General features: G+C 61.0%; 21 protein-coding genes. 9 read left to right on the forward strand and 12 right to left on the reverse strand.

What is annotated here, in order from left to right:
- Nucleotides 1-118: 118 nt before the first annotated feature.
- From AACY44_RS13030 to AACY44_RS13065, 8 genes are all read right to left on the reverse strand, one after another.
- Nucleotides 119-1,747 (reverse strand): flagellar hook-associated protein 3, encoded by a 1,629-nt coding sequence (locus tag AACY44_RS13030; protein WP_339530385.1) that lies wholly within the window; start codon nt 1,745-1,747, stop codon nt 119-121.
- A gap of 14 nt (nt 1,748-1,761) precedes the next feature.
- On the reverse strand, nt 1,762-3,810 hold the full coding sequence (gene flgK, locus AACY44_RS13035; protein ID WP_339530387.1) for a flagellar hook-associated protein FlgK: 2,049 nt from the start codon (nt 3,808-3,810) through the stop codon (nt 1,762-1,764).
- Between the two features lie 10 nt (nt 3,811-3,820).
- Nucleotides 3,821-5,092 carry a flagellar assembly peptidoglycan hydrolase FlgJ gene (gene flgJ / locus AACY44_RS13040; RefSeq protein ID WP_339438378.1) on the reverse strand — a complete coding sequence of 424 codons (1,272 nt, stop codon included), beginning with the start codon at nt 5,090-5,092 and terminating at the stop codon, nt 3,821-3,823.
- Nucleotides 5,093-5,096: 4 nt separating this feature from the next.
- Nucleotides 5,097-6,185 carry a flagellar basal body P-ring protein FlgI gene (locus AACY44_RS13045; RefSeq protein WP_339416765.1) on the reverse strand — a complete coding sequence of 363 codons (1,089 nt, stop codon included), beginning with the start codon at nt 6,183-6,185 and terminating at the stop codon, nt 5,097-5,099.
- 27 nt (nt 6,186-6,212) lie between these two features.
- Complete coding sequence (gene flgH, locus AACY44_RS13050) at nt 6,213-6,908, reverse strand: flagellar basal body L-ring protein FlgH (protein ID WP_339416637.1); 696 nt, start codon at nt 6,906-6,908, stop codon at nt 6,213-6,215.
- Between the two features lie 53 nt (nt 6,909-6,961).
- Complete coding sequence (gene flgG / locus AACY44_RS13055; RefSeq protein WP_185703632.1) at nt 6,962-7,747, reverse strand: flagellar basal-body rod protein FlgG; 786 nt, start codon at nt 7,745-7,747, stop codon at nt 6,962-6,964.
- A gap of 58 nt (nt 7,748-7,805) precedes the next feature.
- Nucleotides 7,806-8,546 carry a flagellar basal body rod protein FlgF gene (locus AACY44_RS13060; protein ID WP_065873760.1) on the reverse strand — a complete coding sequence of 247 codons (741 nt, stop codon included), beginning with the start codon at nt 8,544-8,546 and terminating at the stop codon, nt 7,806-7,808.
- 270 nt (nt 8,547-8,816) lie between these two features.
- Nucleotides 8,817-10,379, reverse strand: coding sequence for a sigma-54-dependent transcriptional regulator (locus tag AACY44_RS13065; protein WP_339493456.1), 1,563 nt, complete (start codon nt 10,377-10,379; stop codon nt 8,817-8,819).
- Nucleotides 10,380-10,637: 258 nt separating this feature from the next.
- Between AACY44_RS13065 and phhA the strand changes: the two genes are divergently transcribed.
- The 3 genes from phhA (at nt 10,638) to AACY44_RS13080 (ending at nt 13,091) form a co-directional block, all read left to right on the forward strand.
- On the forward strand, nt 10,638-11,444 hold the full coding sequence (gene phhA, locus AACY44_RS13070; RefSeq protein WP_339416645.1) for a phenylalanine 4-monooxygenase: 807 nt from the start codon (nt 10,638-10,640) through the stop codon (nt 11,442-11,444).
- Nucleotides 11,445-11,541: 97 nt separating this feature from the next.
- Entirely contained in the window at nt 11,542-11,898 is a 357-nt protein-coding gene (locus AACY44_RS13075) for a 4a-hydroxytetrahydrobiopterin dehydratase (RefSeq protein WP_010208721.1), read from the forward strand.
- Nucleotides 11,898-13,091 carry an amino acid aminotransferase gene (locus AACY44_RS13080; protein WP_339427402.1) on the forward strand — a complete coding sequence of 398 codons (1,194 nt, stop codon included), beginning with the start codon at nt 11,898-11,900 and terminating at the stop codon, nt 13,089-13,091. The genes AACY44_RS13075 and AACY44_RS13080 overlap by 1 nt, the downstream gene beginning before the upstream one ends.
- A gap of 121 nt (nt 13,092-13,212) precedes the next feature.
- On the opposite strand, the gene AACY44_RS13085 is transcribed toward AACY44_RS13080, so the two are convergent.
- The gene (locus AACY44_RS13085) at nt 13,213-14,022 is read right to left on the reverse strand and encodes a UDP-2,3-diacylglucosamine diphosphatase (protein ID WP_339416648.1); all 810 of its coding nucleotides are present in this window, start codon (nt 14,020-14,022) and stop codon (nt 13,213-13,215) included.
- A gap of 137 nt (nt 14,023-14,159) precedes the next feature.
- Here AACY44_RS13085 and AACY44_RS13090 point away from each other — a divergent pair, with 137 nt between their 5' ends.
- Together AACY44_RS13090 and AACY44_RS13095 are read left to right on the forward strand one after the other, a co-directional pair.
- Entirely contained in the window at nt 14,160-14,909 is a 750-nt protein-coding gene (locus AACY44_RS13090; RefSeq protein ID WP_339416650.1) for an AraC family transcriptional regulator, read from the forward strand.
- Nucleotides 14,910-15,008: 99 nt separating this feature from the next.
- On the forward strand, nt 15,009-15,893 hold the full coding sequence (locus AACY44_RS13095) for a DMT family transporter (RefSeq protein WP_339416652.1): 885 nt from the start codon (nt 15,009-15,011) through the stop codon (nt 15,891-15,893).
- Nucleotides 15,894-15,903: 10 nt separating this feature from the next.
- Here AACY44_RS13095 and AACY44_RS13100 read toward each other — a convergent pair whose 3' ends face one another.
- Nucleotides 15,904-16,191: a SelT/SelW/SelH family protein gene (locus AACY44_RS13100; RefSeq protein WP_065873766.1), complete on the reverse strand. Its 288-nt coding sequence runs from the start codon at nt 16,189-16,191 to the stop codon at nt 15,904-15,906.
- An 84-nt stretch (nt 16,192-16,275) separates the two neighbouring features.
- Between AACY44_RS13100 and AACY44_RS13105 the strand changes: the two genes are divergently transcribed.
- Nucleotides 16,276-18,465: a patatin-like phospholipase family protein gene (locus tag AACY44_RS13105; RefSeq protein WP_339436319.1), complete on the forward strand. Its 2,190-nt coding sequence runs from the start codon at nt 16,276-16,278 to the stop codon at nt 18,463-18,465.
- A gap of 63 nt (nt 18,466-18,528) precedes the next feature.
- Here AACY44_RS13105 and AACY44_RS13110 read toward each other — a convergent pair whose 3' ends face one another.
- A complete protein-coding gene (locus tag AACY44_RS13110) occupies nt 18,529-18,963 on the reverse strand; it encodes a MarR family transcriptional regulator (RefSeq protein ID WP_304630168.1) in 435 nt (144 codons plus the stop codon).
- 121 nt (nt 18,964-19,084) lie between these two features.
- Nucleotides 19,085-21,211, reverse strand: a complete 2,127-nt coding sequence (recQ, locus tag AACY44_RS13115; RefSeq protein ID WP_339416657.1) for a DNA helicase RecQ — start codon at nt 21,209-21,211, stop codon at nt 19,085-19,087.
- 275 nt (nt 21,212-21,486) lie between these two features.
- On the opposite strand from recQ, the gene AACY44_RS13120 reads away from it, so the two are divergent.
- The 3 genes from AACY44_RS13120 to AACY44_RS13130 all read left to right on the forward strand — a co-directional run bounded on the left by AACY44_RS13120 (nt 21,487) and on the right by AACY44_RS13130 (nt 26,129).
- Nucleotides 21,487-22,074 carry a YecA family protein gene (locus AACY44_RS13120; RefSeq protein ID WP_339416658.1) on the forward strand — a complete coding sequence of 196 codons (588 nt, stop codon included), beginning with the start codon at nt 21,487-21,489 and terminating at the stop codon, nt 22,072-22,074.
- Nucleotides 22,075-22,094: 20 nt separating this feature from the next.
- Nucleotides 22,095-22,478 carry a YbaN family protein gene (locus AACY44_RS13125; RefSeq protein WP_339530391.1) on the forward strand — a complete coding sequence of 128 codons (384 nt, stop codon included), beginning with the start codon at nt 22,095-22,097 and terminating at the stop codon, nt 22,476-22,478.
- Between the two features lie 180 nt (nt 22,479-22,658).
- A complete protein-coding gene (locus tag AACY44_RS13130; RefSeq protein WP_339416659.1) occupies nt 22,659-26,129 on the forward strand; it encodes a hybrid sensor histidine kinase/response regulator in 3,471 nt (1,156 codons plus the stop codon).
- Nucleotides 26,130-26,150 lie beyond the last annotated feature (21 nt).

Here is a 26,150-nt window from a genome sequence, read left to right on the forward strand (position 1 = left end):
TTATGACTCACAGGTCACTCAATTTTGTGTGCTTTGTGCAAAACCTTCAAACAATTAAACCCCATAAACAACAACGGCCCGCCCTGTTTCCAGAGCGGGCCGCTTGACGTCACGCCACTTACATCTTGTTGAAGAGGCTCAACTGCGAGACTTTTACAAACGCCAGCTGCGAGGCTTCCAGCATGGTCTGCTGCAGGGTCAGGTTGATCGCGGCTTCGCCCATGTCGATATTGGCCAGTGCACTCATGGTGGTGGTATTGGCCAGGCCGATACTGGCATTTGCGTCAGCTTGCACATCGAGCGCATTTTCCCGCGCACCAATGGAGCCAATCACATTGCCCAGCTGGGTGGTCGAGTTGGTCAGGTTACTGACCGCAGCGTTCAGCGCGTCCTGAAGCTTGACCCGCGCGCCCGGGATGCCATCGGCCGGCTTTTCCAGGGCTTGGCGCAGCTGGCTCAAGGTGTCGAGGGCGTTCTGGGTTTTCTGGGTGCTGGCACCGGCGGCAAACTGGTCGCCGGTCTGCGGCGTACCGCTCAACCCAAAGGTCACACCGGCCGCAGTGATGGTATTCGGCGTCGTGGCTGTGTCGATAACGCCCGAATCGATCTCTTTGCTGTCGGCGGTATACGGCTGGGCAAATACCTTGAAGGCCGTCGGGTCAGTGTCACTGAACTTGATCAGCACCCCGCTATTGCCGGGAAAGGTGCTGGAATAGTCCGCCGCGCTGCTGACGTTGCCGTTGGTCAGTTGCGCGGTCGACTGGTTGCTCGCGGTACGCGAGACATTGAACGCATCCGGCTTGGCAGCCAGGTTGAACTCGCGGCCCTTGACCAACGCATCGGCATTCGGCCCGGTGGCGGTGTCGGTAAGGTCGATGGTGATGTCGAACTTAACCCCGCGTAGGTTCACGCTGCCGCTGCCTTCCTTGGTGGAATCGAACGTGCCATTACCCGCAATCTCTGAGGTAATGTCATTGTTGTCCTTGTCCGTCACCTTGTACTGGGTGCTACTGGTGAAGGTCAGCTTGTAAGGTTGGCCGTCGGCAAACTGCTTGGTGTAGTCGATACCCGAAGTCACCAGGCCGGCCGAAATCGCAACCTTTTTATCATCGACCAAAGGCGGAGAAATCGCTGGCGGAAGAGGCGCAGCCGCAGGTGCAATGTAGGTGGACTGGGTGCGACTGCTGTTGGCCGCCCCTCCCAGAATGGTTTTGCCGGTATCGCCAGTGCGCACCGTGAGCGTCTCGGAAACCTGCAGGCTCAGTTCGTTTTCGTCGCCCTGGTAGCTGTAGGTGCCATCGCTGTTGCGCGAATACGGGGGGGTTTGGGTCTTGGAGCCGGAGAACAAGTAATTGCCTGCCGCATCCTTGCTGTTGAGCAAACCCAGTACCTGCTCTTCCAGGGCCCCCACTTCGACCGAGATTGACTTGCGATCAGCATCGCTGGTCACACCGCCAGCCCGCAGGGCCAGCTGCTTGCCAGCCTGCATCGCCTTGTCGAGCGCATCCAGGATGCTCTGCTCGTTGGTCAGCGAACTTTTCAGGGAGCTGATATTACCGCTGGACTGCGCCAGCATATCTTTCTGCTGCTGCAACATCAGCAAACGCTGCGCGGCCACCGGATCATCCCCAGCGGTCTGTACACGCACGCCGGAACTCGCCTGTTCCTGGGCCTTAACCACGCTGGAATAATTGTTCTGATACTTGCTCGCACTGGTGTCGAAATACTGCTGTGTAGAAATGCGCATCGTCCCAGACTCCCTTAAAGACTATTAATCAGCGTGCTGAAGGTTTCTTGCGCAGCCTTGATGATCTGCGACGACGCTGTGTAGTACTGCTGGAACTTGATCATGTCGCCCGCCTCTTCGTCCAGGTTGACCTGGGACACGGAGTTGCGCGCATTTTTGTTAGCCGCCAGCAACGCATTGGTGGCCGTGGTGTCAGTGGTGGCCGCAGCGGCCTTGGCGCCTACAGTAGACACCAACTTACTGTTGGCCCCGACCAGGCTCGTGCCGCCGGTGCCATCTGTCGCCACGCCCACGGTGGCCTTGGTTTGCAGATTCAGCAGTTGCTGGGCATTGCGGTTGTCGGATACGCCCGTGGCGTTAAACGAAAAGGTGGTGCTATCCCCCTCGGTCGGCGAGCCCGCAACCGTGGTGTCAAAACCAAAACTCTTGGCCGGCACCACCAGGGCACCGCTGGCATCACGCATCGGCACGTTGACGGTGATTTTATTGGCCTGCCCCGGAATGATGGTCCCCGAGCCGATAGGATCGCCCTTGGCGTCGTTAAGGGTATAGCTCTGAGTGCCATCAGCCGCCGGCTTGCCGAACACCATCTTCACCGGCATCGAATTTTCAATGCCAACGCGCTGTTGCGCGGTAGTAGCGCCACCCTGGATATCCAGGGGCAGGGTCAGGGTCGGCGGTGTGAAGCTACCGGTACCCTGGTTGGTTTTGCTGGCCTCCCCGTTCAGCGGCGCGGCAAACGCAATCTTGCTCGGGTCGTTGAGGACAGTACCGATATTCTGGGCGCCACTGGCGGTCGGGCTGACTTTAAAGCTGTCACCCGCCTGCATCGGTCCGTTCTTGAGTTCCAGGGTGAAACCATCGATCACCGAGGGCGGTGTAGCCGTGATATCAAACGTGCCCATGGCTTTGCCATCAGAGCGCTCGACGGTGACTTTGTTGAGATCGACAGGGTCGCTGAAGGTGACCTTGTAATCGAAGTTGGTCAGCTTGCTGGTGTCCTTGATCGTAACACCCAGGCTACCAACGCCCTGATTACCTTGAGCGGAAAGGCTACGCAGCGCGACAGACGCAGCGCTGTTGATGTCTTTGAACATCGACGAGCCGAATTCGCCGTTCAGGTCGATACCCTGGCCCAGTTGACTGTTGATCGTATCGGCAGTGACGATAGCAATGCGACCCAGGTCATTGATGGCCGGCATCAACACATCGCTGCGATAGCGCAGCAAGCCACCGATGCTGCCACCACTGATCACGTTGCCCAGGTCCATCGTCGTCCCGCCAGCCGCATTCATCTGAATCGTGTACTGGCTGGTGTCGCTCTTGCTCGGTACGGCAGAAAGGGTGTTGGACCGATCGCCCAGCACCAGGGACTGGCCGGTACCGGTACTGACGCTGAACACACCGTTCTTCTCGCTGGCGTTCACGCCGATCAACTCATTGAGCGAACGTACGGCTTCGGCGCGCGCGTCCAGCAGGTTGGCCGGGGTGGTGTTCGAAGACCCCTGCACCTGGGTAATCTGTTTGTTGAGCGAAGCAATCGACGAGGTCAGCTGGTTGACCTGATCGGTCAAGGAGGTCAACTGGCTGTTAATGGTTTCTTTCTGCTGGCTCAATTGGCTGGAGATCGAGTTGAAGCGGTTGCTCAATGTCTGGGCGCTGGTCAGCAGTATCTGGCGAGCCGAGGTATCACTCGGGTTAGCCGAGGCGGTCTGAACAGCGGCAAAGAACGAACTGAGCACGGACGACATGCCCGTAGTCTTGTCCGACAACGTCTTGTCCACGGCGCTCACTTGATCCAGGTAAGCCTTGGCATCGCTGTTGAGCGAGGTGCTGTTCTGGTACGCCGTGTCCAGGTATTCGTTGTACACCCGGCGCACGTCAGCCAGGGTGGTACCGCTGCCGATAAACACGCCGCCGTACTGGTTCGACGCATTCGCGCTCTGGGTAGTCTGCTGACGCGAATAGCCCGCCGTGTTGGCGTTGGCAATGTTGTTACTCAAGACCGACAACGATCCTTGAGCAGCGTTAAGCCCCGACATCCCGATATTGAGCAAACTCATGGTTCAGACCTTATAAATGTGTGGTTGCGCCAGCGGCAGCGTAGTTCTGGTAACTGTCCATCGTTTTGGCGATCTGCGAAATCTTGCTGGCGTAGGCCGGGTCGGTTGCGTAACCGGCTTTTTGCAACTCGCGTACAAACTGTTCCGGGTTGTCGGCCGACTTCACAACTTCTTTATAGCGATCATTGCTTTGCAGCAATGTCACCAGGTCATGGAAGCTGTCCTGGTAAGAGTTGTAGGAACGGAACTGCGCCGTTTCCTTGACCATTGCCCCGTCACGGAACTCGCTGGTGATCGCACGCGCTTTCTCGCCCTGCCAACTCTGGCCGGCCTTGATGCCAAACAGGTTGTGGCTGCTGGTGCCATCCTGGGCGCGCATCACCGATTTACCCCAACCAGTTTCCAGGGCGGCCTGGGCCACCAGGTACTTCGGGTCGACACCAATGCGCGCGGCGGCCGCCTTGGCCATTGGCAACATGGTCGCGACAAATTCATCCTGCGAACTGAAGGCCTTCTTCGCCGGCGCCAACGGTGGCTGGGCCACGGCACGGCCGTAGACCTGCATGCGGTCGCCCGGCACCGCGAAAGTGCGCGCCGTGCTGTTGACCACGTTGTCATCGGCCGCGCTGTTACGCAGTGGCGCAGACTTGGCGACGGTGGTTGCATCGGTACTCGGCACGATGCCGGACAGCAGGCGATCAGTCAGCCTGCTCGGCAAGGCAATCCGACGCTGGTTCATCAATTCCATGTCATTGCTGTGCGATGCAGCAGCCCCAGCCTGTGGCTCTGCCACGCGGTAAGCCCACAGCGGACGCTGGCCATTGGAACGGCCCAACGGACCTTCGGCCTGGGTGCCGGCGGCAATTTCCGTCGGCACGTCGACTTTCTTGGCAGCCCCTGCCGCCGCAGGGCCCTGCAGGGTGGCGGCCTGGGCCTCCACCGGCTTGTTCTTCTGCATCTGACGCATCAGCACATCGGCCAGGCCGATACCCCCGCCTTCGCGGGACATCGAGACCGCGAGTTGCTGGTCGTACATTTCCTGATATTGCTTGGCGGCCGGCGTGTTCAGCGGGTTGTCCTTACCCAACGCCTCGGTGGCCGAACGCATGGACTTGAGCATCTCGCTCAAAAACAGCGACTCGAACTCCTGCGCGACCTTGCGCATGTTGCCTTCGCTGTTCTTGTCGTCGCCGACCTTGAGCTGGTTAAGCCGGTTCAAGTCGGAGTAAGACCCCGAGTCCGCCGTGCTGCTGATACCGCTCTTGCGCATGTCCATGACCATGGCCTCAGATCACTATCAGGTCGGCTTGCAAGGCGCCGGCCTGTTTCAGTGCTTCGAGAATCGCCATCAAGTCGCCGGGCGCCGCGCCCACCTGGTTCACCGCACGGACAATCTCATCCAGGGTGGTGCCGGGACCGAACTTGAACATCGGCTTGGCTTCTTGCTGGGCGTTGACGCGTGAGCGTGGCACCACCGCCGTCTGGCCGTTGGACAAAGGCCCAGGTTGGCTGACGATCGGGTCTTCGGTGATGGTCACGGTCAGGCTGCCGTGGGTCACCGCTGCCGGCGATACCTTGACGTTCTGGCCGATCACAATGGTACCGGTACGCGAGTTGATGATGACTTTGGCGACAGCCTGGCCCGGGTCGACTTCAAGGTTTTCCAGGATCGACAGGTAGTCGACGCGCTGGCTGGGGTCCAGCGGGGCGGTCACACGGATCGAGCCGCCGTCGATCGCCTGGGCCACGCCAGGGCCGAGCATGTCGTTGATCTTATCCACCACACGCTTGGCGGTGGTGAAGTCGGAGCGGTTGAGGTTCAGGGTCAGGCTGTTGCCCTGGTTGAAGCCGCTCGGCACAGTGCGTTCAACACTGGCACCGCCTGGGATACGACCCGCCGACGGCACGTTGACAGTGATCTTCGAGCCGTCGCGACCTTCAGCATCAAACCCGCCCACCACCAGGTTGCCCTGGGCGATGGCGTAGACGTTGCCGTCGATCCCCTTGAGCGGCGTCATCAGCAAGGTGCCGCCACGCAGGCTTTTCGAGTTACCGATCGACGCGACAGTGATGTCCACCAGTTGGCCGGGCTTGGAGAACGCCGGCAAGTCAGCACTGATCGACACCGCCGCGACGTTTTTCAGTTGCACGTTGCCCGAACCGGCCGGCACCTTGATGCCGAACTGCGAGAGCATGTTGTTGAAGGTCTGCAGGGTGAACGGGGTCTGGGTGGTCTGGTCACCCGTACCATTGAGCCCCACCACCAGGCCGTAGCCGATCAACTGGTTGGAACGCACACCGGAAATGCTCGCGATGTCCTTCAGGCGTTCGGCCTGGGCGACAGCGCTTAAGCAAAGCAGGAGCGCGGCCGCCATCAGCTGTTTGAAGTTCAAAGTGGCCACCTAGAAAGGGAACAGCGGGCTAAGGAAGAAACGGTCGAACCAGCCCGGCTGGCTCGCATCGGCAAAGGCGCCCGTGCCGGAATAAGTGATGCGTGCATCGGCAATACGCGTGGACGGCACGGTGTTGTCGGTGGTGATGTCATCGGCGCGAACCATGCCCGCAATGCGCACCAGTTCGTCACCGGTATTGAGCGTCATCCACTTTTCACCGCGTACGGCGAGGATGCCGTTGGGCAATACATCGGCTACGGTCACGGTGATCGAACCGGTCAGGCTGTTGCCCTGCCCCGCTGCGCTTTTGCCGCTGGTGGCACGGTCGCCGCTGTAGCCGGCGCTGAGGCTCAGGTCGCCATCACCCAATGGGTTGTTGACGTTGGGCACGGCGCCGAACAACGACGTCAGGCCGATGCCAGCCTTACTGGTCTTGCCGACTTGAGAGTTGGCGTTCTTGCTGGCCTGGGTGCGCTCGTTCAGGGTGATGGTGATGATGTCACCGACCCGGAACGCCTTGCGGTCGCTGTACAGGTTCTGTTCGAAGCCCGCCTGATAGATCGAGCCATTGTTGGCAGCCGCCGGCAACGGCGTGCGTGGCAACACCGGCGCGTAGTACGGGTCATTGGGTTTTGGCGTCGGGGCGACACAGCCCGCGAGCACGGCAATCCCACTCAATGCCAGAACAGAAACATAGCGATTCATGACCCTTACCTCACGGTGTTGCAGGCGACCTCAGGGGCGCCCCATAGACTTGATTACAGATTCTGCGTTACGAACGAAAGCATCTGGTCGGCGGTGGAGATCACCTTGGAGTTCATCTCGTAGGCGCGCTGGGTGGTGATCATGTTGACCATCTCCTCAACGGTGCTCACGTTGGACGTTTCCAGGGTGCTTTGCAGCGTGGTGCCAAAACCGTTCAGGCCAGGGGTGCCGATTTGCGGTGCGCCGCTGGAGGCGGTTTCCAGGAACAGGTTGTTACCCATGGCCTGCAGGCCGGCCGGGTTGATGAAGTCGGCGGTTTGCAGGTTACCGATCACTTGCGAAGCCGGGTTACCGGCGACGGTGATAGACACGGTGCCGTCGTTGCCGACAGTGAACGTCTTGGCATCAGCTGGTACGACAACGGCTGGCTCCAGGGAGAAACCGTTGGCCGTCACGATCTGGCCGTTGGAATCCAAGTGGAAAGTACCGTCACGGGTGTAGGAAGTGGTGCCGTCCGGTTGCAGGATCTGGAAGAAACCACGGCCGTTGATGGCCATGTCCAGCGGCTGGCCGGTCTGCTGCAGGTTGCCGGCGCTGAAGTTCTTCTGGGTGCCGACGATCTGCACACCGGTACCCAGTTGCAGGCCCGACGGCAGTTCGCTGTCCTGGGTCGATTGGGCGCCTGGCTGTTTCTTGATCTGATAGAGCAAGTCCTGGAACTCGGCACGGTCACGTTTGAAACCCGTGGTCGACACGTTGGCCAAGTTGTTGGAAATGGTGGTCAGGTTGGTGTCCTGGGCGGACAGACCTGTTTTGGCAACCCATAGAGCCGGAAGCATGCTGTTCTCCTTCGTGCGCCTGTTTGTTGGCGCCGCGTTGCAAATTAGTTAGGGGCTATCAGCTCATCTGCATGACGCGAGTCATGGCCTGATCGTCTTCTTTGGCGCTGTTCATCATCTTGATGTGCAGCTCGAACTGCTTAGAAAGCGCCAGCACCGCTGTCATTTCTTCTACGGCATTGACGTTGCTCGCCTGCAGAAAGCCCGAGGTCAGCGTGACCCTAGCGTCGGCTTGAGCCGGCTGGCCATCCTTGGTGTGGATGGTGCCGTCCAGGCCTTTGCTCATGTTCTTCAGGTCCGGCTGGACCAGCTTGATGCGGTCCACTTCAGCCATCACACGCGGGCCTTCACCCATGGCGCGGATGCTGATGGTGCCGTCGGCACCCACTTCGATTTTCTGCTGGGGCGGCACGGCAATCGGGCCACCGTTGCCCATGATCGGCATGCCGTTGCCGGCCCGCAGCACGCCCAATGCATCGACGTTCATGCTGGCGCTGCGCACGTAGGCCTCGCCGCCATCCGGGGTTTGCACGGCCATCCAGCCATCGCCGCTGACGGCAACGTCCAGGTCACGGCCGGTCTCAATCATCGCGCCAGGGGAGAAGTCAGTGCCTGGGCGCTCGGTCAAGGCAAACGCCCGCGCCGGAAAGCTGTCACCGAACACTGGCATCGAACGCGCCTGCTCCAGGTCACGCTGGAAACCATTGGTGGAAATGTTCGCCAGGTTGTTGGCATGGGCCTTCTGCGCCAGAGCATTCTGGCTGGCGCCGGTCATTGCCACATAAAGGTACTTGTCCACGCTCTTTCCTCTTTCTGACGGACGCTTGCCGCCCACCGCTGTACTGATAAGGCTTAAGCAATTTGCGAACCAACTTTGGAAAAGAAGGAGAAGTGCAGGCGGGACGGGGGTTTGGCGGGAGATGGGTGGATTAGGCTGCCGGCTGAGAGTCGAAAAAACGGCGGACTACTGCCGCGTGCGGCAAACACCGGTATTACAGGCGACAAAAATTCAAATGATGTGGGAGCGAGCAAGCCCGCCCCCACAGCTTGCCCCTGTTTAGCCAGTGGGTTATTTGTCGGCCTTGACGACTTCGTAATCGCGCAATTTATTGGCGATGGTGGTGTGCGATACCCCTAACCGCTTGCCCAACTGCCGACTGCTCGGGTGCTCGGCGTACAAACTTTCCAGCACCGCCTTCTCGAAGCGCCCGACAATGTCCTCCAAGCCGCCCTCCAAGGAAAAATCGCCAAGGGGCTGACGCACGCCATAGTCCGGCAGCCGAATATGCTCGGCCTTGACCATCCCGCCATCGCACAACGACACCGCCTGGAATAGCACGTTTTCCAACTGCCGTACGTTGCCTGGCCAGTGGTAGTGGCTCAGACGATCCATCGCAGCCGTCGCGAGCTTCGGCAGCGGGCAGCCGATCTGCCGGCTGGCCTGATCAAGGAAGTGATCCACCAGCGGCGCCAGGCCGTCGAGGCATTCGCGCAGCGGCGGGATATGCAGGGACAGCACATTTAGACGGTGGTAAAGGTCCTGGCGGAATTCGCCACGGGCGCACAGTTCAGACAAGTCCACCTGGGTGGCGCAGATGACCCGCACATCCAGGTACACCTCTTCATCGCTGCCTACGCGGCGGAAGCAACCGTCCTGCAAAAAGCGCAGCAACTTCACCTGCAAGCGCGCGCTCATTTCCCCCACGCCGTCGAGAAACAGCGTGCCGCCCGCCGTCAACTCCAGCAGCCCCAGCTTGCCTTCGGCGCGCGCACCTTCGAACGCGCCGGGGCCGTAGCCGAACAGCTCGGTCTCGGCCATCGACTCCGGCAAACCGGCGCAGTTAAGCGCCATCAACGGCGATTGACCACGCGGGCTGGCCAGATGACAGGCACGCGCGAGCAGTTCTTTGCCGGTGCCGGTTTCGCCTTCTATTAATAGAGGCGCATCCAGCGGCGCCATGCGTCGCGCTTCGCGAACCACGGCGGCCATGACCTTGGAACTCTGGAAAATGCTGTCAAAGCCGCGCAGCTCCTGCTTGCGCACGTTGTAGATGCGTTCACCGACGCGGTCGGCGCGGTGCAACGTCAGCACGGCGCCGGCCATGGCCTCGCTGTCATCATGTTCGGACGATTGCAGTGGCGCGATGTCCGCCAGGAACACGTCACCCTTGACCTTGACCCGCAGGCCGTTGATCCGCGATTTGCTCGCACGCACCAGCTCCGGCAAGTCGAAGTCCTCGGCATACCGTGACAACGGAATCCCCGGCACTTCATCCACCCGCACCCCGAGCAACTGGGCCGCCGCGCGGTTGGCGGCGACGATGGAACCGCCCATGTCGATCGACAGCACCGGAAACTCCAGGGCGCCGAGCAGCGCATTGAGTTCCATGTGCCGGCGCTCGCTGGGCATCAGCCCTACCCTTTTCACCCCAAACACTCCGGCAATCGCCTCGAACTGCGGGCGCAGCGCCTGGAACTGCATGTTCACCAGGTTCGGGCAGTACAGGTAAATGGCATTGCCATGCTCACCGCCGACCTCGCCCTTGGCGACGTTGACGCCGTACTCCACCAACAGGTTGAGGATGTCCCGCAGGATGCCGATACGGTTCTGGCAGTGCACTTTGATACGCATGAAAAGGCCCGAAAGTTGGGTAAGCGCCGCGGCTTTTTTGTCGCTGGGCGCAGATAGTCGTCAAGATTATGTGACAGCTTTGGGTGTTTTCCCAGCCCGACCCAGCAGCAAATCCGGTATCCGTAACGAATACTTTACGAAAACCGGTAAGTTTTCCTACTCAGAGGCGTTTTAAACAGATGGAATCCCGGCGCGCACGGGTTATCAATAGGCTCAACGCAGGACATAACAAGAACGAATGCCTAGCAGGAGAGCCGTATGAAACAGACGCAGTACGTGGCCCGCGAGCCCGATGCTCAAGGTGTTATCCATTACCCGCCAGAAGAACACGCGGTGTGGAACACCCTGATCACTCGTCAATTGAAAGTGATTGAAGGGCGCGCCTGCCAGGAATACCTGGACGGCATCGACAAGCTCGGCCTGCCCCTGGACCGAATCCCGCAATTGGGCGAGATCAACAAGGTGCTGGCCGAAACCACCGGCTGGCAAGTCGCCCGCGTGCCGGCGCTGATTCCCTTCCAGACGTTCTTCGAATTGCTCGCCAACAAGCAGTTTCCGGTGGCGACTTTTATTCGCACCCGCGAAGAACTGGACTACCTGCAAGAGCCGGACATTTTCCACGAGATCTTTGGCCATTGCCCGCTGCTGACCAACCCCTGGTTTGCCGAATTCACCCATACCTACGGCAAGCTCGGCCTGGCGGCCACCAAGGAGCAACGGGTGTACCTGGCGCGCTTGTACTGGATGACCATCGAGTTTGGCCTGGTGGATACGCCCGAAGGTCGGCGCATCTACGGTGGCGGTATTCTGTCGTCGCCCAAGGAAACGGTGTACAGCCTGTCTTCCGAGCCTGAGCACCAAGCCTTCGATCCGCTGGAAGCCATGCGCACGCCGTATCGCATCGATATCCTGCAACCGCTGTACTTCGTGCTGCCAAACCTCAAGCGCCTGTTCGAAGTCGCGCAGGAAGACATCATGGGCATGGTTGAGCGCGGGATGCAGCTGGGGCTGCACGCCCCGCTCTTCACCCCAAAGGCAGCCCCCCCGAAGCCCAAGGTTGCTTGAACCTTACATCTTCACGCCAGGTCAGTCTGTTCCCTGGCGCCGCGTTGCTTTAGGGTGACGCTACTGACCTTCAAACATTCGAATTCAGGACACCTCCATGACCACCTTGAACCAAGCCCACTGCGAAGCCTGCCGCGCCGATGCCCCGCAAGTCAGCGATGAAGAACTGCCGGTGCTGCTCAAGCAGATCCCAGACTGGAACATCGAAGTCCGCGACGGCGTGATGCAGCTGGAAAAGGTTTTCCTGTTCAAGAACTTCAAATTCGCCCTGGCGTTCACCAACGCCATGGGTGAAATCTCCGAAGCCGAAGGCCATCACCCAGGCCTGCTCACTGAGTGGGGCAAAGTCACCGTGACTTGGTGGAGCCACTCCATCAAGGGCCTGCACCGCAACGACTTCATCATGGCCGCACGCACCGACGAAGTGGCCAAGGACGCCGAGGGCCGCAAGTAATGCACTTCGATGCCATAGGCCGCGTGCCCGGCGACCCGATCCTCGGGCTGATGGACCTGTATGCCCAGGACACCAACCCGAACAAGTTCGACCTGGGCGTGGGCGTCTACAAGGATGACCAGGGGCTCACGCCCATTCCGCACGCAGTGAAACTGGCCGAGCAGCGCCTGGTAGACACGCAGACCACCAAGACCTACATCGGCGGCCACGGTAATGCTGCGTTCGGCTCGCTGATCAGCGAACTGGTGCTCGGTGCCGATTCGGCGCTGATCCGCGAACGCCGCGCCGGCGCCACCCAGACGCCAGGCGGCACCGGCGCCCTGCGCCTGAGCGCCGACTTCATCGCCCACAATCTGCCCGGCCGTGGCGTATGGCTGAGCAACCCGACCTGGCCGATCCACGAAACTATCTTCGCCAAGGCCGGGATTAAGGTCAGCCATTACCCCTACGTGGGCGCTGACAATCGCCTGGACGTGGCGGCGATGCTGGCTACCCTGTCCAGCGTGCCAGAGGGCGACGTGGTACTGCTGCATGCCTGCTGCCACAACCCGACCGGTTTCGACTTGACCCCGGATGATTGGCGCCAGGTGCTGCAGATCGTGCGCGAGCGCCAACTGCTGCCGCTGATCGACTTCGCCTATCAGGGCTTTGGCGATGGCCTGGAGCAGGACGCCTGGGCCGTGCGCCTATTTGCGGCCGAGCTGCCGGAAGTGCTGGTGACCAGTTCCTGCTCGAAGAATTTTGGCCTGTATAGCGACCGTGTTGGCGCGTTGATCGTGTGTGCGGCGGATGCCGAGAAGCTGACGGATGTGCGCAGCCAGCTTGCTAATACGGCACGCAACCTGTGGTCGACGCCGCCGGATCACGGCGCAGCCGTGGTGGCTACGATTCTGGGCGATGCCGAGCTGAAAAAGCGATGGAGCAATGAAGTCGAAGCCATGCGCTCGCGGATCGCGCACTTGCGATCCGGGCTGGTGGAGGCGTTGGCGCCCCACGGTTTATCGGAGCGGTTTGCCCATATTGGAGCGCAGCGCGGGATGTTTTCCTATACCGGCTTGAGTGCCGAGCAGGTCAAGCAACTGCGGGAGAAGCACAGCGTGTACATGGTGAGTTCGGGGCGGGCTAACGTGGCGGGTATTGATGCGACGCGGCTGGCACTTTTGGCGGAAGCCATCGCCGACGTATCCAACTGACGAAACCGGAACCAAATGTGGGAGCGGGCTTGCTCGCGAATGCGGTGTATCAGTCGATGTATAGGGTGACTGACACTTTGCATTCGCGCGCAAGCCCGCACATTTAGACCGATCAGGGCCGTCAGCCTGTTACCAGTTCAGCCTTTAGCAGTGCCTCTTTCGCCTGCGCATCCGCCAACCGATACAGCTCGATACTCCCGTCCCAGTGCTCGATCAACGCCGTGCAGGACTCCACCCAATCCCCGCAGTTGAGGTAATCCACCTCGCCCACCTTGCGAATCTCCGCATGGTGGATATGCCCGCACACAACGCCATGCAACTCGCGCTTGGTCACTTCGTGGGCGATCGCTTCTTCGAAATCGCTGATGAAACTCACCGCCGTCTTGACCTTGTGCTTGAGGTACGCCGACAGCGACCAATAACCATAGCCATACCGCGCACGCCAATGGTTCAGCCAGCGGTTCAGCGTAAGCGTGAACTCATAGGCCGAGTCACCGAGGAACGCCAACCAACGGTGATAGCGGGTGATCACGTCGAACTGATCGCCATGGATCACCAACAGATGACGGCCATCAGCAGTCACATGCACCGCTTCATCCACCAGTTGAATATTGCCCAGGATCAGCTTGGAGTAGCGGCGCAGGAATTCATCGTGGTTCCCGGTGACGTAGATGACCTCGGTGCCGCGCTTGGCCATGGTCAGCAAGCGGCGGATCACGTTGGTGTGGGCCTGGGGCCAATACATGCCGCCGCGCATTTTCCAACCGTCAATGATGTCGCCTACCAGGTAGACCTTGTCGGCGTGGTAGCCCTTGAGGAACTGCGACAAATGTTCGGCCTGGCAATCCCGGGTGCCCAGGTGCACGTCGGAAATCCACAGGGTACGAACCCGTTGCTTACGGCTGGGTTTGACGAACTCGGCACTGGTCATGGGCATCCCTCGACGCTGTTTTCGCGAGCTTGCGCCTCGGCGGTTAATAGCCCATGACAGCTGTGCGTCAGTCTGATGACAGCGCCGGCCGACCGAGAAGCGTTGTAGACTGCCGGCTTGCAGCCCAGGAGACCGCGATGAGCCCCACTCTCACGCTACGCCACTACCTCGAAGCGCCCATCGCCCACAGCCATGATCATGCGCAGTTGGTGTTCGGCCTGTCCGGACACCTGGATTTCGAAGTGGAAGGCCGTGGCAGCCAGGTGCGCGAAAGCAGCGTGATGGTGCTGCCCTTCTCAGCCCATCATGCCTGTGGCAGTCGCGATGGCAGCCGCTGCCTGGTGCTGGACGTGCCCACCGAGCACTGGGTGCTGCAATCGTTGGGCGAACATGCCGATGCCAGTCGCCGGCTGCTCGATCAACCCACGCGACTCGCCCTGGATTCGCGGCAAAGCCAACTGGTGCAGTGGCTGGCGCAGAGCCCGGTGGATGATCCGCTGATCGTCCAGCAAGGCGCGGTGCTGTTGTTGGCCAGCCTCAATCACCCGCTGGCTCAACCGCTGCCGGGCCGGCGCCTGCCGTACGAGGCATTCAATGCGCATATCGAGCGCCACGTTGCACACCCGCTGCAGGTAGCCGACCTGGCGCGCATCGCAGACCTGTCGGTGGCGCGCTTGCACGCACGGTTCATGGCGGAATGCGGGCAGACGCCGATGGACTATATCCGCCGCCGTCGCCTGCACATGGCCTTGGACTTGCTGCGCAAAACGCCATTACCCATTGGTGAAATCGCCGATCGCGTCGGCTATACCTCGCAAAGCGCATTTGCGGCCGCGATGCTGCGTGAGTTTGGCGCCTCGCCGGGCGCATTGCGGCGCAACGCGTAGGACGAGTCTCGCGATAAAAATCGCGAGCCGGACGACAGACGCCTACGCGGCAGCCCCACTAGACTGCGTTTCTGTCACCCGCTTGATTCAAGGATCGCAATGACTCCCCGCTCAGCCCTCGGCGCCCTGCACATCGGCGCATTGATGTTTGGCCTTACCGGTGTATTCGGCAAACTGGCGGCCGCCTCGCCCGCCATCATCGTCTTTGGGCGTGCCGTGTTTGCCGTGATTGCCCTGGCGCTATTTGCACGGTTCGCGAGCAACACTGCCTGGAAAAAGCTGGAACTGCGCGACTGGCGCCGGCTGCTGGTCAGCGGCGTATTGCTGGCCGCGCATTGGGTAACGTTCTTTATTGCCGTCAAGGTGGCCGGCGTGGCCGTCGCGACCCTGGGGTTTACCGCGTTCCCGGCCTTTACCGTGATCCTCGAAGGACTGATTTTCCGCGAGCGCATTCGCGCCAATGAAGTGCTGTTGGTGGTGCTGGTCAGCATCGGCCTGGTGCTGGTCACGCCGGACTTCAATCTTGCCAGCGAAGCCACCGGCGGGTTGCTCTGGGGGATCGCCTCGGGGCTGCTGTTTTCCCTGCTGTCACTGAACAATCGCGCCAGTTCCGGGCGCATCCCTGCGGTGCAGGCAGCGCTGTGCCAGAACGTGGTGGTTGCAGCGTGCCTTTTGCCGGTCGCGGCGCCTGGGGTGGCGGATGTGCAAGCGATTGACTGGCTGTGGATCGGTTTGCTCGGCGTGTTCTGCACGGGCCTGGCCCACAGCCTGTTTGTCGCCAGCCTCGCGGTGATCAAGGCACGCACGGCTTCGGTGGTGTTTGCCATGGAGCCGGTCTACGGTATCACTGCGGCCTGGCTACTGTTTGCCGAAACCCCGACGCTGCGCATGCTGCTCGGCGGCGTGCTGATCATCGTCGCGATCGTGCTGTCGGGGTTGATGGGCGGCGCCAGCCAGGCCAAACAGCCTGCGGCAACGGCCTGATCTCTGACGCTCACTGCGTGCGGTCGTTGTGCCCTAGATCCCGTTGCGGGTCGATCTGGTCGCGCACGCGCTGCTTGAGCACCTTGGCCTCAGGGAAACCGCCGTCGGCCTTGCGCTCCCAGATCTGCACGCCATCACAGGTGATGCGAAACGCGCCGCCGGTGGCGGGCGCCAGTGACACTTTGCCCAGGTCATCGGCAAACGTGCTCAACAATTCCTGCGCCAGCCAGGCGGCGCGAAGTAGCCACTGGCACTGAGTGCAATAGGTGATGACGATCTCGGGTTTGATCGACGACATAATTTGAGAAGCTCCAGGCGTAACGGGCTTGGCGGATCGAGTGGCTATAATACCGGCCTTTATCGCCCAGCCTTGAGATTCATGATGCGCCGCCTGCTGTCCTGCCTGTTTCTGTGCTTGCTTCCCCTTGTTGCCGACGCCATTGAGCCGCCACGCCCGAAAATCGGCCTGGTGCTGTCCGGTGGCGCCGCCCGTGGCCTTGCGCATATCGGCGTACTCAAGGCGCTTGAGGAGCAAGGCATCCAGATCGATGCGATTGCCGGCACCAGCATGGGCGCGGTGATCGGTGGGCTGTACGCGTCGGGCTATAAAATCGATGAGCTGGAAAAGCTGGCGCTGAGCATCGACTGGCAGCAGGCCCTGTCCGATGCGCCGCCGCGGGAAGACGTACCGTTTCGGCGCAAGCAGGATGACCGGGACTTCCTGGTCAAGCAAAAACTCAGCTTCCGCGACGACGGCAGCCTCGGCTTGCCACTGGGCGTGATCCAAGGCCAGAACCTGGCACTGCTGCTGGAAAGCATGTTCGCCCACAGCAGCAACACGCGTAACTTCGACAAGCTGCCAATCCCCTTCCGCGCAGTAGCGACCGATATCACCACCGGCGAAAAGGTAGTGTTCCGCAAGGGCCACCTGCCCCAGGTGATCCGCGCCAGCATGTCGATCCCGGCCGTGTTCGCTCCGGTGGAACTGGACGGAAGATTGCTGGTGGACGGCGGCATGACCGATAACATCCCACTGGATGTGGCACGGGAAATGGGCGTGGATATCGCCATTGTCGTGGACATCGGCACCCCGCTGCGCTCGCGCAAGCAACTGGCCACGGTGGTGGACGTGCTTAACCAATCCATCACCCTGATGACCCGGCGCAACTCTGAAGAGCAACTCAAGGACCTGCACCCCAAGGACGTGCTGATCCAGCCGCCGCTCGCTGCCTATGGCGTGACCGACTTCGGCCGCGCCAAGGACATGATCGACGCCGGCTACCGCGCTACCCGCGCCCTCGATGCCCGCCTCGCCCATCTGCGCCCCGCCGAGCCAATCGACCCGCAACTGGTGGCCGCCCGTACCCCAGGGGAACGCACGCCGATAATCACCGCCATCAGCGTGGAAAACGACTCGAAAGTCAGCGACGACGTGATCCGCTACTACATCCGCCAGAACCTGGGCGAGCCGCTGGAACTGGGCCGCCTGCAAACCGACATGGGCACCCTGTATGGTCTGGATTACTTCGAACAAGTGCAATACCGCGTAATCAAGAAAGGCAAGGAAAACACGTTGGTGATCAGCGCGCGCGGCAAGCGCAGCGGCACCGATTACCTGCGCCTGGGCCTGAACCTGTCGGATGACATGCGCGGCGATAGCGCCTTCAACCTTGGCGCGAGCTACCGCGTGAACGGTATCAACCGCCTTGGCGCCGAATGGCTGACACGGGTGCAAATCGGTGATCGACAAGAGCTGTACAGCGAGTTCTACCAGCCGATGGACACTGGCTCGCGTTACTTTGTCGCCCCTTATATCAGCGCCCAGGCGCAGAACGTCGAACTGATCCTGGACAACGACCCCATCTCCGAATACCGCCTGGAACGCTACGGTTTCGGCTTGAACGTAGGGCGCCAGATTGGCAACAGTGGCGAAATCCGCTTCGGCGTCGGTGAAGCCTGGGGCAAGGCAGACGTGCGCATCGGCGACCGCGACCTGCCCAGCGTGAGTTTCAGCGAGGGCTTCTATGAGCTGAAGTACTCTTTCGACACCCTGGACAATGTGTACTTCCCCCACACCGGCGAAGACATCGGCCTGGCCTACCGCGAATTCGAACCGGGGCTGGGCTCGGACCAGCGCTACCGCCAATGGGAGTTCAAGTTGGACAAGGCCATGAGCCACGGCCCGGACACACTTGTGCTGGGGGGGCGCTATGGGCGCACGCTGGATGATTCGGATGTGGTGATTTCCAGCTTCCTGCTGGGGGGCGCGCGGCAGTTGTCGGGCTTCCGCCAGGATGCGATCTCGGGCCAGAACATCAGCTTGATGCGGGCGGTGTACTACCGCCGGCTCACGCCACGCTCGTACCTGCCACTGGATTTCCCGTTGTACCTGGGGGCGTCACTGGAACGCGGCCGGGCGTGGAACAACGACAATGAGTTCGACAGCGGCTATATCAACGCGGCGAGTATTTTCCTGGGCTTTGATACACCGTTGGGGCCGCTGAACTTCAGCTATGGGTTCAATGATGACAACCAGAAGGCGGTGTATTTGAACCTGGGGCAGACGTTCTAAATGATGCGCGAGGCTTTGTAGTGAGCGGGCTTGTCGAATCGTCGCACCGCCCGCTCATACCGTTCAGGACTTTTCCAGATTCGCCAGGATGCGCCCGTGCACGCGCATGCACACACTCAAATCGGCTTCATCCACCCCCACAAACAACTCGTGACGCAACGCCGTGGCGATCGTCTCGATCTGCTCGATCAGTGGCCGGGCGGTATCACACAGCAGGATGCGCTTGGCACGACGGTCTTCCACCACCGCCTGGCGTTGCACCAGGCCCTGGCCTTCAAGGCTGTCCAGCAGGCGGGCGAGTGTCGGCCCTTCGACGCCAACGCTTTGCGCCAACTCACGCTGGGTGGGCGCTTCTTCGAAACGGGCCAGGTGCAGCAGCACCAGCCACCGAGCCTGGGACAAGCCAAGCCCCGCCAAACGGCGGTCCAGCTCGGCGCGCCAACCACGAGACATCTGCGCCAGTTGCATGCCAAATCGGTGTTGATCGGTTAACGGCATAAAAAGCTCTTGTTTTAGACTGAAAATAAAGTGTGGCTAATTATTAGTCAGCTAAGCATGAGCGTTGCCAGTAGGCAAGAGTTGCTATGTACTGATCTGTTACATTGTCGTAATTGGCGCACTAAATCTCGAATTCAGACTGCAAAGCCGCCCGCACGCAGTACAAAACACCCTCAGGAACACGCCCGGTGAACAGCGGCGCGATCTCCGCCACAGGTGGCAATTCGCCCTCCCCGTCGAGGAACGCATCCTGGATTTCGCCGAGCAGATCCTCTGGCAAATCAAGCGCCTGCTCCAACGACAACTGCTGCTTGCCGATGGATTCCGCCAGCAAGGTGTAGACGTTCTTCTCCGAGCATTGCAGTTGGCCGGCGATCTGGATCGGGGTCATGCCGGCGCGTGCCAGGCTGATCAGTTCGTGGCGGATATCGGCAACTTCCTTTGGCGCTTCGGCCTGGCCGCCGAGGACTTCGAGGAAAGCCTGGCCGTAACGCTCCAGCTTACGCGCACCTACGCCGCTGACCCGCGCCATCTCGGCCATGCTGGTGGGTTGCTCGCGCAACATCTCCAGCAGGGTGGAGTCGGGGAAAATAACGTACGGCGGCACGCTGTGTTCCTGCGCCAGTTTGCGGCGCAGGGTGCGCAAGGCTTCCCACTGCTCGCGCTCTTCACCACGCACCAGTTGGCTGGCCTGGCTGGTGCTGCTCTTGGCGGTGGTCTGCGGTTTGAGGTCGCGGCGCAACTCCAGGCTCACTTCGCCCTTGAGCAACGGCCGGCAACTGTCGTTGAGGCGCAGGCCACCATAACCTTCGATGTCGATGTCCACCAGCCCGCGTGCAACCATCTGCCGGAACAACGAACGCCACTCTCCGTCGGCGCGGGCCTTGCCGACGCCGTACACCGAAAGTTTCTCGTGGCCGAAGCTGCGCACTTTCTCGTTGTCCTTGCCCAGCAACACGTCCACCAAATGACCGACGCCATAACGCTGGCCCGTGCGATAAATAGCGGACAGAGCCTGACGCGCCGGCTCAGTGGCGTCCCAGGTCTGCACGCCATCAATGCAGTTGTCGCAATGGCCGCAAGGCTCAGGCATGTCTTCGTCAAAATACGCCAGCAAGGTCTGGCGACGGCAACGAGTCTCTTCACACAGCGAGAGCATCGCGTCGAGCTTGTGCTGCTCCAGGCGTTTGTGACGCTCGTCGCCTTCGGAGTTCTGCAGCATCTGCTTGAGCATCACCACGTCTTGCAGGCCGTAGACCATCCAGGCATCCGCCGGCAGACCATCACGGCCGGCGCGACCGGTTTCCTGGTAGTACGCCTCGAGGGATTTGGGCAGGTCCATATGCGCGACAAAGCGCACGTTGGATTTGTCGATGCCCATGCCGAACGCGATGGTGGCTACCATGATCAGGCCTTCCTCATTGAGGAAGCGCTTCTGGTGCGCAGAGCGCGTTTCGTTGGGCAGCCCGGCGTGATAAGGCAGCGCCGGGTAGCCTTGCTCGCAGAGGAACGCGGCGACTTCATCAACTTTTTTGCGCGACAGGCAATAGACGATGCCCGCGTCGCTGCGCCGCTCGGACAGGAACGCGAGCAACTGCTTGCGCGGCTGCTCCTTGGGTACGATGCGGTAGAAAATATTCGGCCGATCGAAGCTCGACAGGAAGCGCTCGGCGTTCTGCAAGTGCAGCCGCTCGACGATTTCTTCGCGGGTGCGCTTGTCGGCGGTGGCCGTCAGGGCGATACGCGGAACGTCAGGGAACAACTCAGCCAATTGCCCCAGTTGCAGGTATTCGCGACGGAAATCGTGGCCCCATTGCGATACGCAGTGGGCTTCGTCGATGGCGAACAGGGCGATTTCCAGGCTCTGCAGAAAGGCCAGCATGCGCGGCTGCACCAGGCGCTCAGGGGCCAGGTAAAGCATTTTCACTTCACCGCGCTTGATGCGGGCCGCCAGGTCGCGCTGTTGCTCGGCACTGAGGGTAGAGTTCAAGGCCGCCGCAGCGACGCCGAGTTCTTCCAGGGTTGCCACTTGGTCGTCCATCAATGCGATCAGCGGCGACACCACCACCGCCAGGCCATTGCGCAACAGCGCCGGCACCTGGAAGCACAACGACTTGCCGCCCCCGGTAGGCATCAAGACCAGTGCGTCACCACCACTGGCCACGCGCTCAATGATCGCACCCTGGCGGCCACGAAAACTGTCGTAGCCGAAGATGTCCTTGAGGACGCGTTGAGCCTGCTCGAGCATGTAAAACTCCAAAAAAGTGCGCAAATCCCTCTGTACAGGCTGGTCGAAAAAACACGATCTCACGGGAAATAATCCGTAAGCGAAGTTTTCGCGCGCTGGGCTTGACCTGCGAGGGCATCACAAAACGCGGCAGTATACCCGAGCGATACCCGGCAAAGGGCGCCACTGACGAATTGCAGCCCGTCTCTTAAAGCGGGCAAATCTGCATGGCGGCTGGCCTGGGCGCTCAAGAAAGCCTAGAATTCAGCATCGTTTATTTCCAAGGTAGTCCTTCAATGTCCTTCGCTGAGCAACTAACCCGCCTGCAAGCCTTCCTCGACGCCGATGAGCTGCATGACGAGGCGCTGGACTACGTGGCCGCCCACGGCTACCTGACCGCCCTGTCGATCTGCGCCGAGATCGTACCCGACCGTGAATGGATCGACGCACTGTTCGCCGAAGAGCCGCACTACGCCGACGACGCCCAACGCGAAGAAATCGAATCCACCCTGTTGGCCCTCAAGGCCCACATCGGTCGCCAACTGGCGTCGGACGAAGAATTCGAGCTGCCATGCGAGCTGGACCTTGGCGAAGAGCCGGACGACTCCGACCTGCGCGGCTGGTGCATCGGTTTCATGGAAGGCGTGTTCCTGCGCGAAGCCGCCTGGTTCGAAACTGCCGAGGAAGAAGTCAGCGAAATGTTGCTGCCGATCATGGTGGGGTCGGGCCTGTTCGACGACCAGCCGGAGTTCGCCGATATCGCCGCCGACGCCAACCTGATGGACGACATGATCGTACAGATCCCGGAAGCCCTCACCGCGCTGTACCTGCTGTGCAACGCCCCTGACGAAAAACCGGCGATCCTCAAGCCACGTCACCACTGAGTCGCTTGCCCGTGACACCCATGGGCAATCGTTCGCTGCTCTTGCGCTACGTGCTGCTGTCCATCGGCTGGTTGAGCGTAGCGCTGGGAGTGATCGGCATTTTCCTACCGGTCTTGCCGACTACGCCCTTCCTGCTTCTCGCCGCCGCTTGCTTCGCCCGAAGCTCCCCACGCTTCTACCACTGGCTGGTGCAACACCCGCGCCTGGGTCCGTGGATCCGTGACTACCTGGACGGCAACGGTATCCCTCTTAAAGGCAAGGTCTACGCCATCGGCTTGATGTGGTTGAGCATCAGTGTGTCCTGCTACCTAGTGCCATTGCCGTGGGCACGTGGCTTCATGTTGACCAGTGCCGTGCTGGTGACGATCTACATCCTGCGCCAAAAGACCCTGCCGCCCCGGTAACGGCGGCGTCCGACTTGCCTGCGAGCGAGCCCTCTACGTGGCCGCTGTCGAGGCATCGAACCGCCGGCTCTCACACGCACCACTCACCCGACCTTGGTCGACACTGACTAACCCCGAGCATCATGCGAGACTGTCCAACCGGGCCTGGAATGCTCGGGTGTTCCCATGCTCGGAGTTACCATGACGCTGTCCAGCGGGCTGATCGCCGCCGTTGCCCTGGCCTATATGGCCATTATGTTTGCCATCGCCTTCTATGGTGACCGTCGCCGTGCGCCACTGCCGCCGCGCATGCGTGCCTGGGTGTATAGCCTGTCGCTGGCCGTGTATTGCACCAGTTGGACCTTCTTCGGTGCTGTAGGTCAGGCCGCCGAACAGTTGTGGGCATTTTTACCGATCTACCTGGGCCCGGTGCTGTTGCTGGTGTTGGCACCTTGGGTCCTGCAAAAGATGATCTTGATCAGCAAGCAGGAAAACATCACGTCCATCGCCGACTTTATCGCCGCGCGCTACGGTAAATCCCAATCGTTGGCGGTGGTGGTCGCGTTGATCTGCCTGGTGGGGGTACTGCCCTACATCGCGCTGCAACTCAAAGGCATCGTACTGGGAGTCAATCTGCTGATCGGCGCTGGCGCCGACACCACCGGCACTCGTGCTCAAGACACCGCGCTGATCGTGTCGCTGGTGTTGGCGCTGTTCACGATTGTCTTCGGCACACGCAACCTCGACGCCACGGAGCACCACCGCGGTATGGTGCTGGCGATTGCGTTTGAATCCCTCGTCAAGCTGTTCGCGTTTCTCGCGGTCGGCGCGTTTGTGACCTACGGTTTGTACGACGGATTCGGCGACCTGTTCAGCCAAGCGATGCTCGCCCCCCGCCTGGATGAATACTGGAAAGAGACCGTTAACTGGCCGTCCATGGTGGTGCAGACCGGCGTGGCCATGATGGCGATCATCTGCCTGCCTCGGCAGTTCCATGTCACGGTGGTGGAGAACATCGACCCTCAGGATTTGCGCCTGGCCAAATGGGTGTTTCCCGCGTATCTGATTCTTGCCGCGCTGTTTGTAGTACCGATCGCCTTGGGCGGCAAGATGCTGCTGCCCAGTTCGGTAATGCCGGACTCCTACGTGATCAGCCTGCCGATGGCCGAAGCCCATCCCGCACTCGCCGTACTGGCGTTTATCGGCGGCGCTTCAGCGGCCACCGGCATGGTGATCGTGGCGAGCATTGCCTTGTCGACCATGGTTTCCAACGACATGTTGCTGCCATGGCTGCTGCGCCGTTCCGGCGCCGAGCGACCGTTCGAAGTGTTCCGCCACTGGATGCTGTCGGTACGCCGGGTCAGCATCGTGATCATCCTGCTGTTGGCCTACGTGAGCTATCGCCTGTTGGGCTCAACCGCGAGCCTGGCGACCATCGGCCAGATCGCCTTTGCAGCCGTCACCCAACTGGCGCCGGCCATGCTCGGCGCCCTTTATTGGAAGCAAGCCAACCGACGCGGTGTATTCGCGGGGCTCGCTGCGGGCACTTTCCTGTGGTTCTACACTTTGGTCCTACCGGTTACGGCGAAAAGCCTGGGTTGGTCCCTTAGCCTTTTTCCAGGACTGACGTGGATGCACTCGCACCCACTGGGTCTGTCCGTCACCTCATTGACCTTGGGCACCGTGTTTTCCCTGGCAGGTAACTTCACGCTGTTTGTGTGGGTGTCGATGCTGTCCCGCACGCGGGTTTCCGAACATTGGCAAGCCGGGCGGTTTATCGGCCAGGAAATCAGCCAGCGCGCCACCGCGCGCTCGATGCTGTCGGTGCAGATCAGCGACTTGCTCAGCCTGGCCGCACGCTTTGTGGGTGAGGAACGGGCACAGCAAAGCTTTATCCGCTTTGCCTATCGCCAAGGTAAAGGCTTCAACCCCAATCAGAATGCCGACAACGAGTGGATCGCCCACACCGAGCGGTTGCTGGCGGGTGTGCTCGGTGCATCGTCGACCCGGGCGGTGGTGAAAGCCGCCATCGAAGGGCGCGAAATGCAGCTGGAGGACGTAGTACGCATCGCCGATGAAGCGTCGGAAGTGCTGCAGTTCAACCGCGCATTGCTTCAAGGCGCTATTGAGAACATCACCCAGGGCATCAGCGTGGTCGATCAGTCCCTCAAACTGGTGGCCTGGAACCGGCGTTATCTGGAGCTGTTCAATTACCCGGACGGTCTGATAAGCGTCGGTCGGCCGATTGCCGACATCATCCGCTACAACGCCGAACGCGGCCTGTGCGGGCCGGGCGAGGCCGAGGTTCACGTGGCGCGGCGCCTGCACTGGATGCGTCAGGGCCGCGCACATACCTCTGAACGTTTATTCCCCAATGGGCGGGTGATTGAGCTGATCGGCAACCCGATGCCCGGCGGCGGTTTCGTCATGAGCTTCACTGACATTACCGCCTTCCGCGAAGCCGAGCAGGCACTCACGGAGGCCAACGAAGGCCTGGAACAACGGGTGACCGAGCGCACCCATGAGCTGTCGCAGCTCAACGTGGCGCTCACCGATGCCAAGGGCGTGGCCGAGTCCGCCAGCCAGTCGAAGACGCGCTTCCTGGCGGCGGTCAGCCATGACTTGATGCAGCCCTTGAACGCTGCACGCCTGTTCTCCGCCGCCCTCTCCCATCAGAACGAAGGTCTGTCCGGCGAAGCCCGGCAATTGGTGCAACACCTGGACAGCTCGCTGCGCTCCGCCGAAGACCTGATCAGCGACCTGCTGGACATCTCACGCCTGGAAAACGGCAAAATCAATCCGCAGCGCCAGCCTTTTGTTCTCAACGAACTGTTCGACACCTTGGGCGCAGAGTTCAAGGCGCTGGCCCAGGAGCAGGGTCTGCGCTTCCGCCTGCGCGGCAGTCGAGTGCGTGTCGACAGCGACATCAAGTTACTGCGGCGAATCCTGCAGAATTTCCTCACCAACGCCTTCCGTTATGCCGACGGCCCGGTGCTGCTGGGCGTACGTCGACGCAAGGGCGAACTGTGCCTGGAGGTGTGGGACCGTGGCCCCGGGATACCGCTGGATAAACAGCAGGTGATCTTCGAAGAATTCAAACGTTTGGACAGCCACCAGACCCGCGCGGAGAAAGGCCTGGGGCTTGGCCTGGCCATCGCGGACGGCCTGTGCCGTGTGCTGGGGCACCGCCTGAGCGTGCGCTCATGGCCTGGAAAAGGCAGCGTATTCAGTGTGCGCGTGCCATTGGCGCGCAACCAGGCCAGCCCGCAGGTCAAGACACCACAGGAAACCGGCCTGCCGCTGACCGGTGCTCAGGTGCTGTGCGTGGATAACGAAGAGAGCATTCTGATCGGCATGCGCAGCCTGTTGACGCGCTGGGGCTGTGACGTGTGGACCGCGACGGACAAGGCGCAATGCGCGGCGTTGCTGGCGGATGGCGTGCGCCCGCAACTGGCACTGGTGGACTACCACCTGGACCATGGCGAAACCGGTACTGAGTTGATGGGTTGGCTGCGCGCGCAATTGGCGGAGCCGATTCCCGGCGTGGTGATCAGTGCCGACGGCCGCCCGGAGATGGTGGCCGAGGTGCATGCGGCGGGGCTGGATTATTTGGCTAAACCGGTCAAGCCGGCGGCGTTGCGGGCGTTGCTGAGTCGGCATTTGCCGCTGTAAATTGTTTGTACCCGCTCGCAC

Source organism: Pseudomonas sp. RA_15y_Pfl1_P11, assembly GCF_963970975.1.
GTDB classification, from domain to species: domain Bacteria; phylum Pseudomonadota; class Gammaproteobacteria; order Pseudomonadales; family Pseudomonadaceae; genus Aquipseudomonas; species Aquipseudomonas tritici.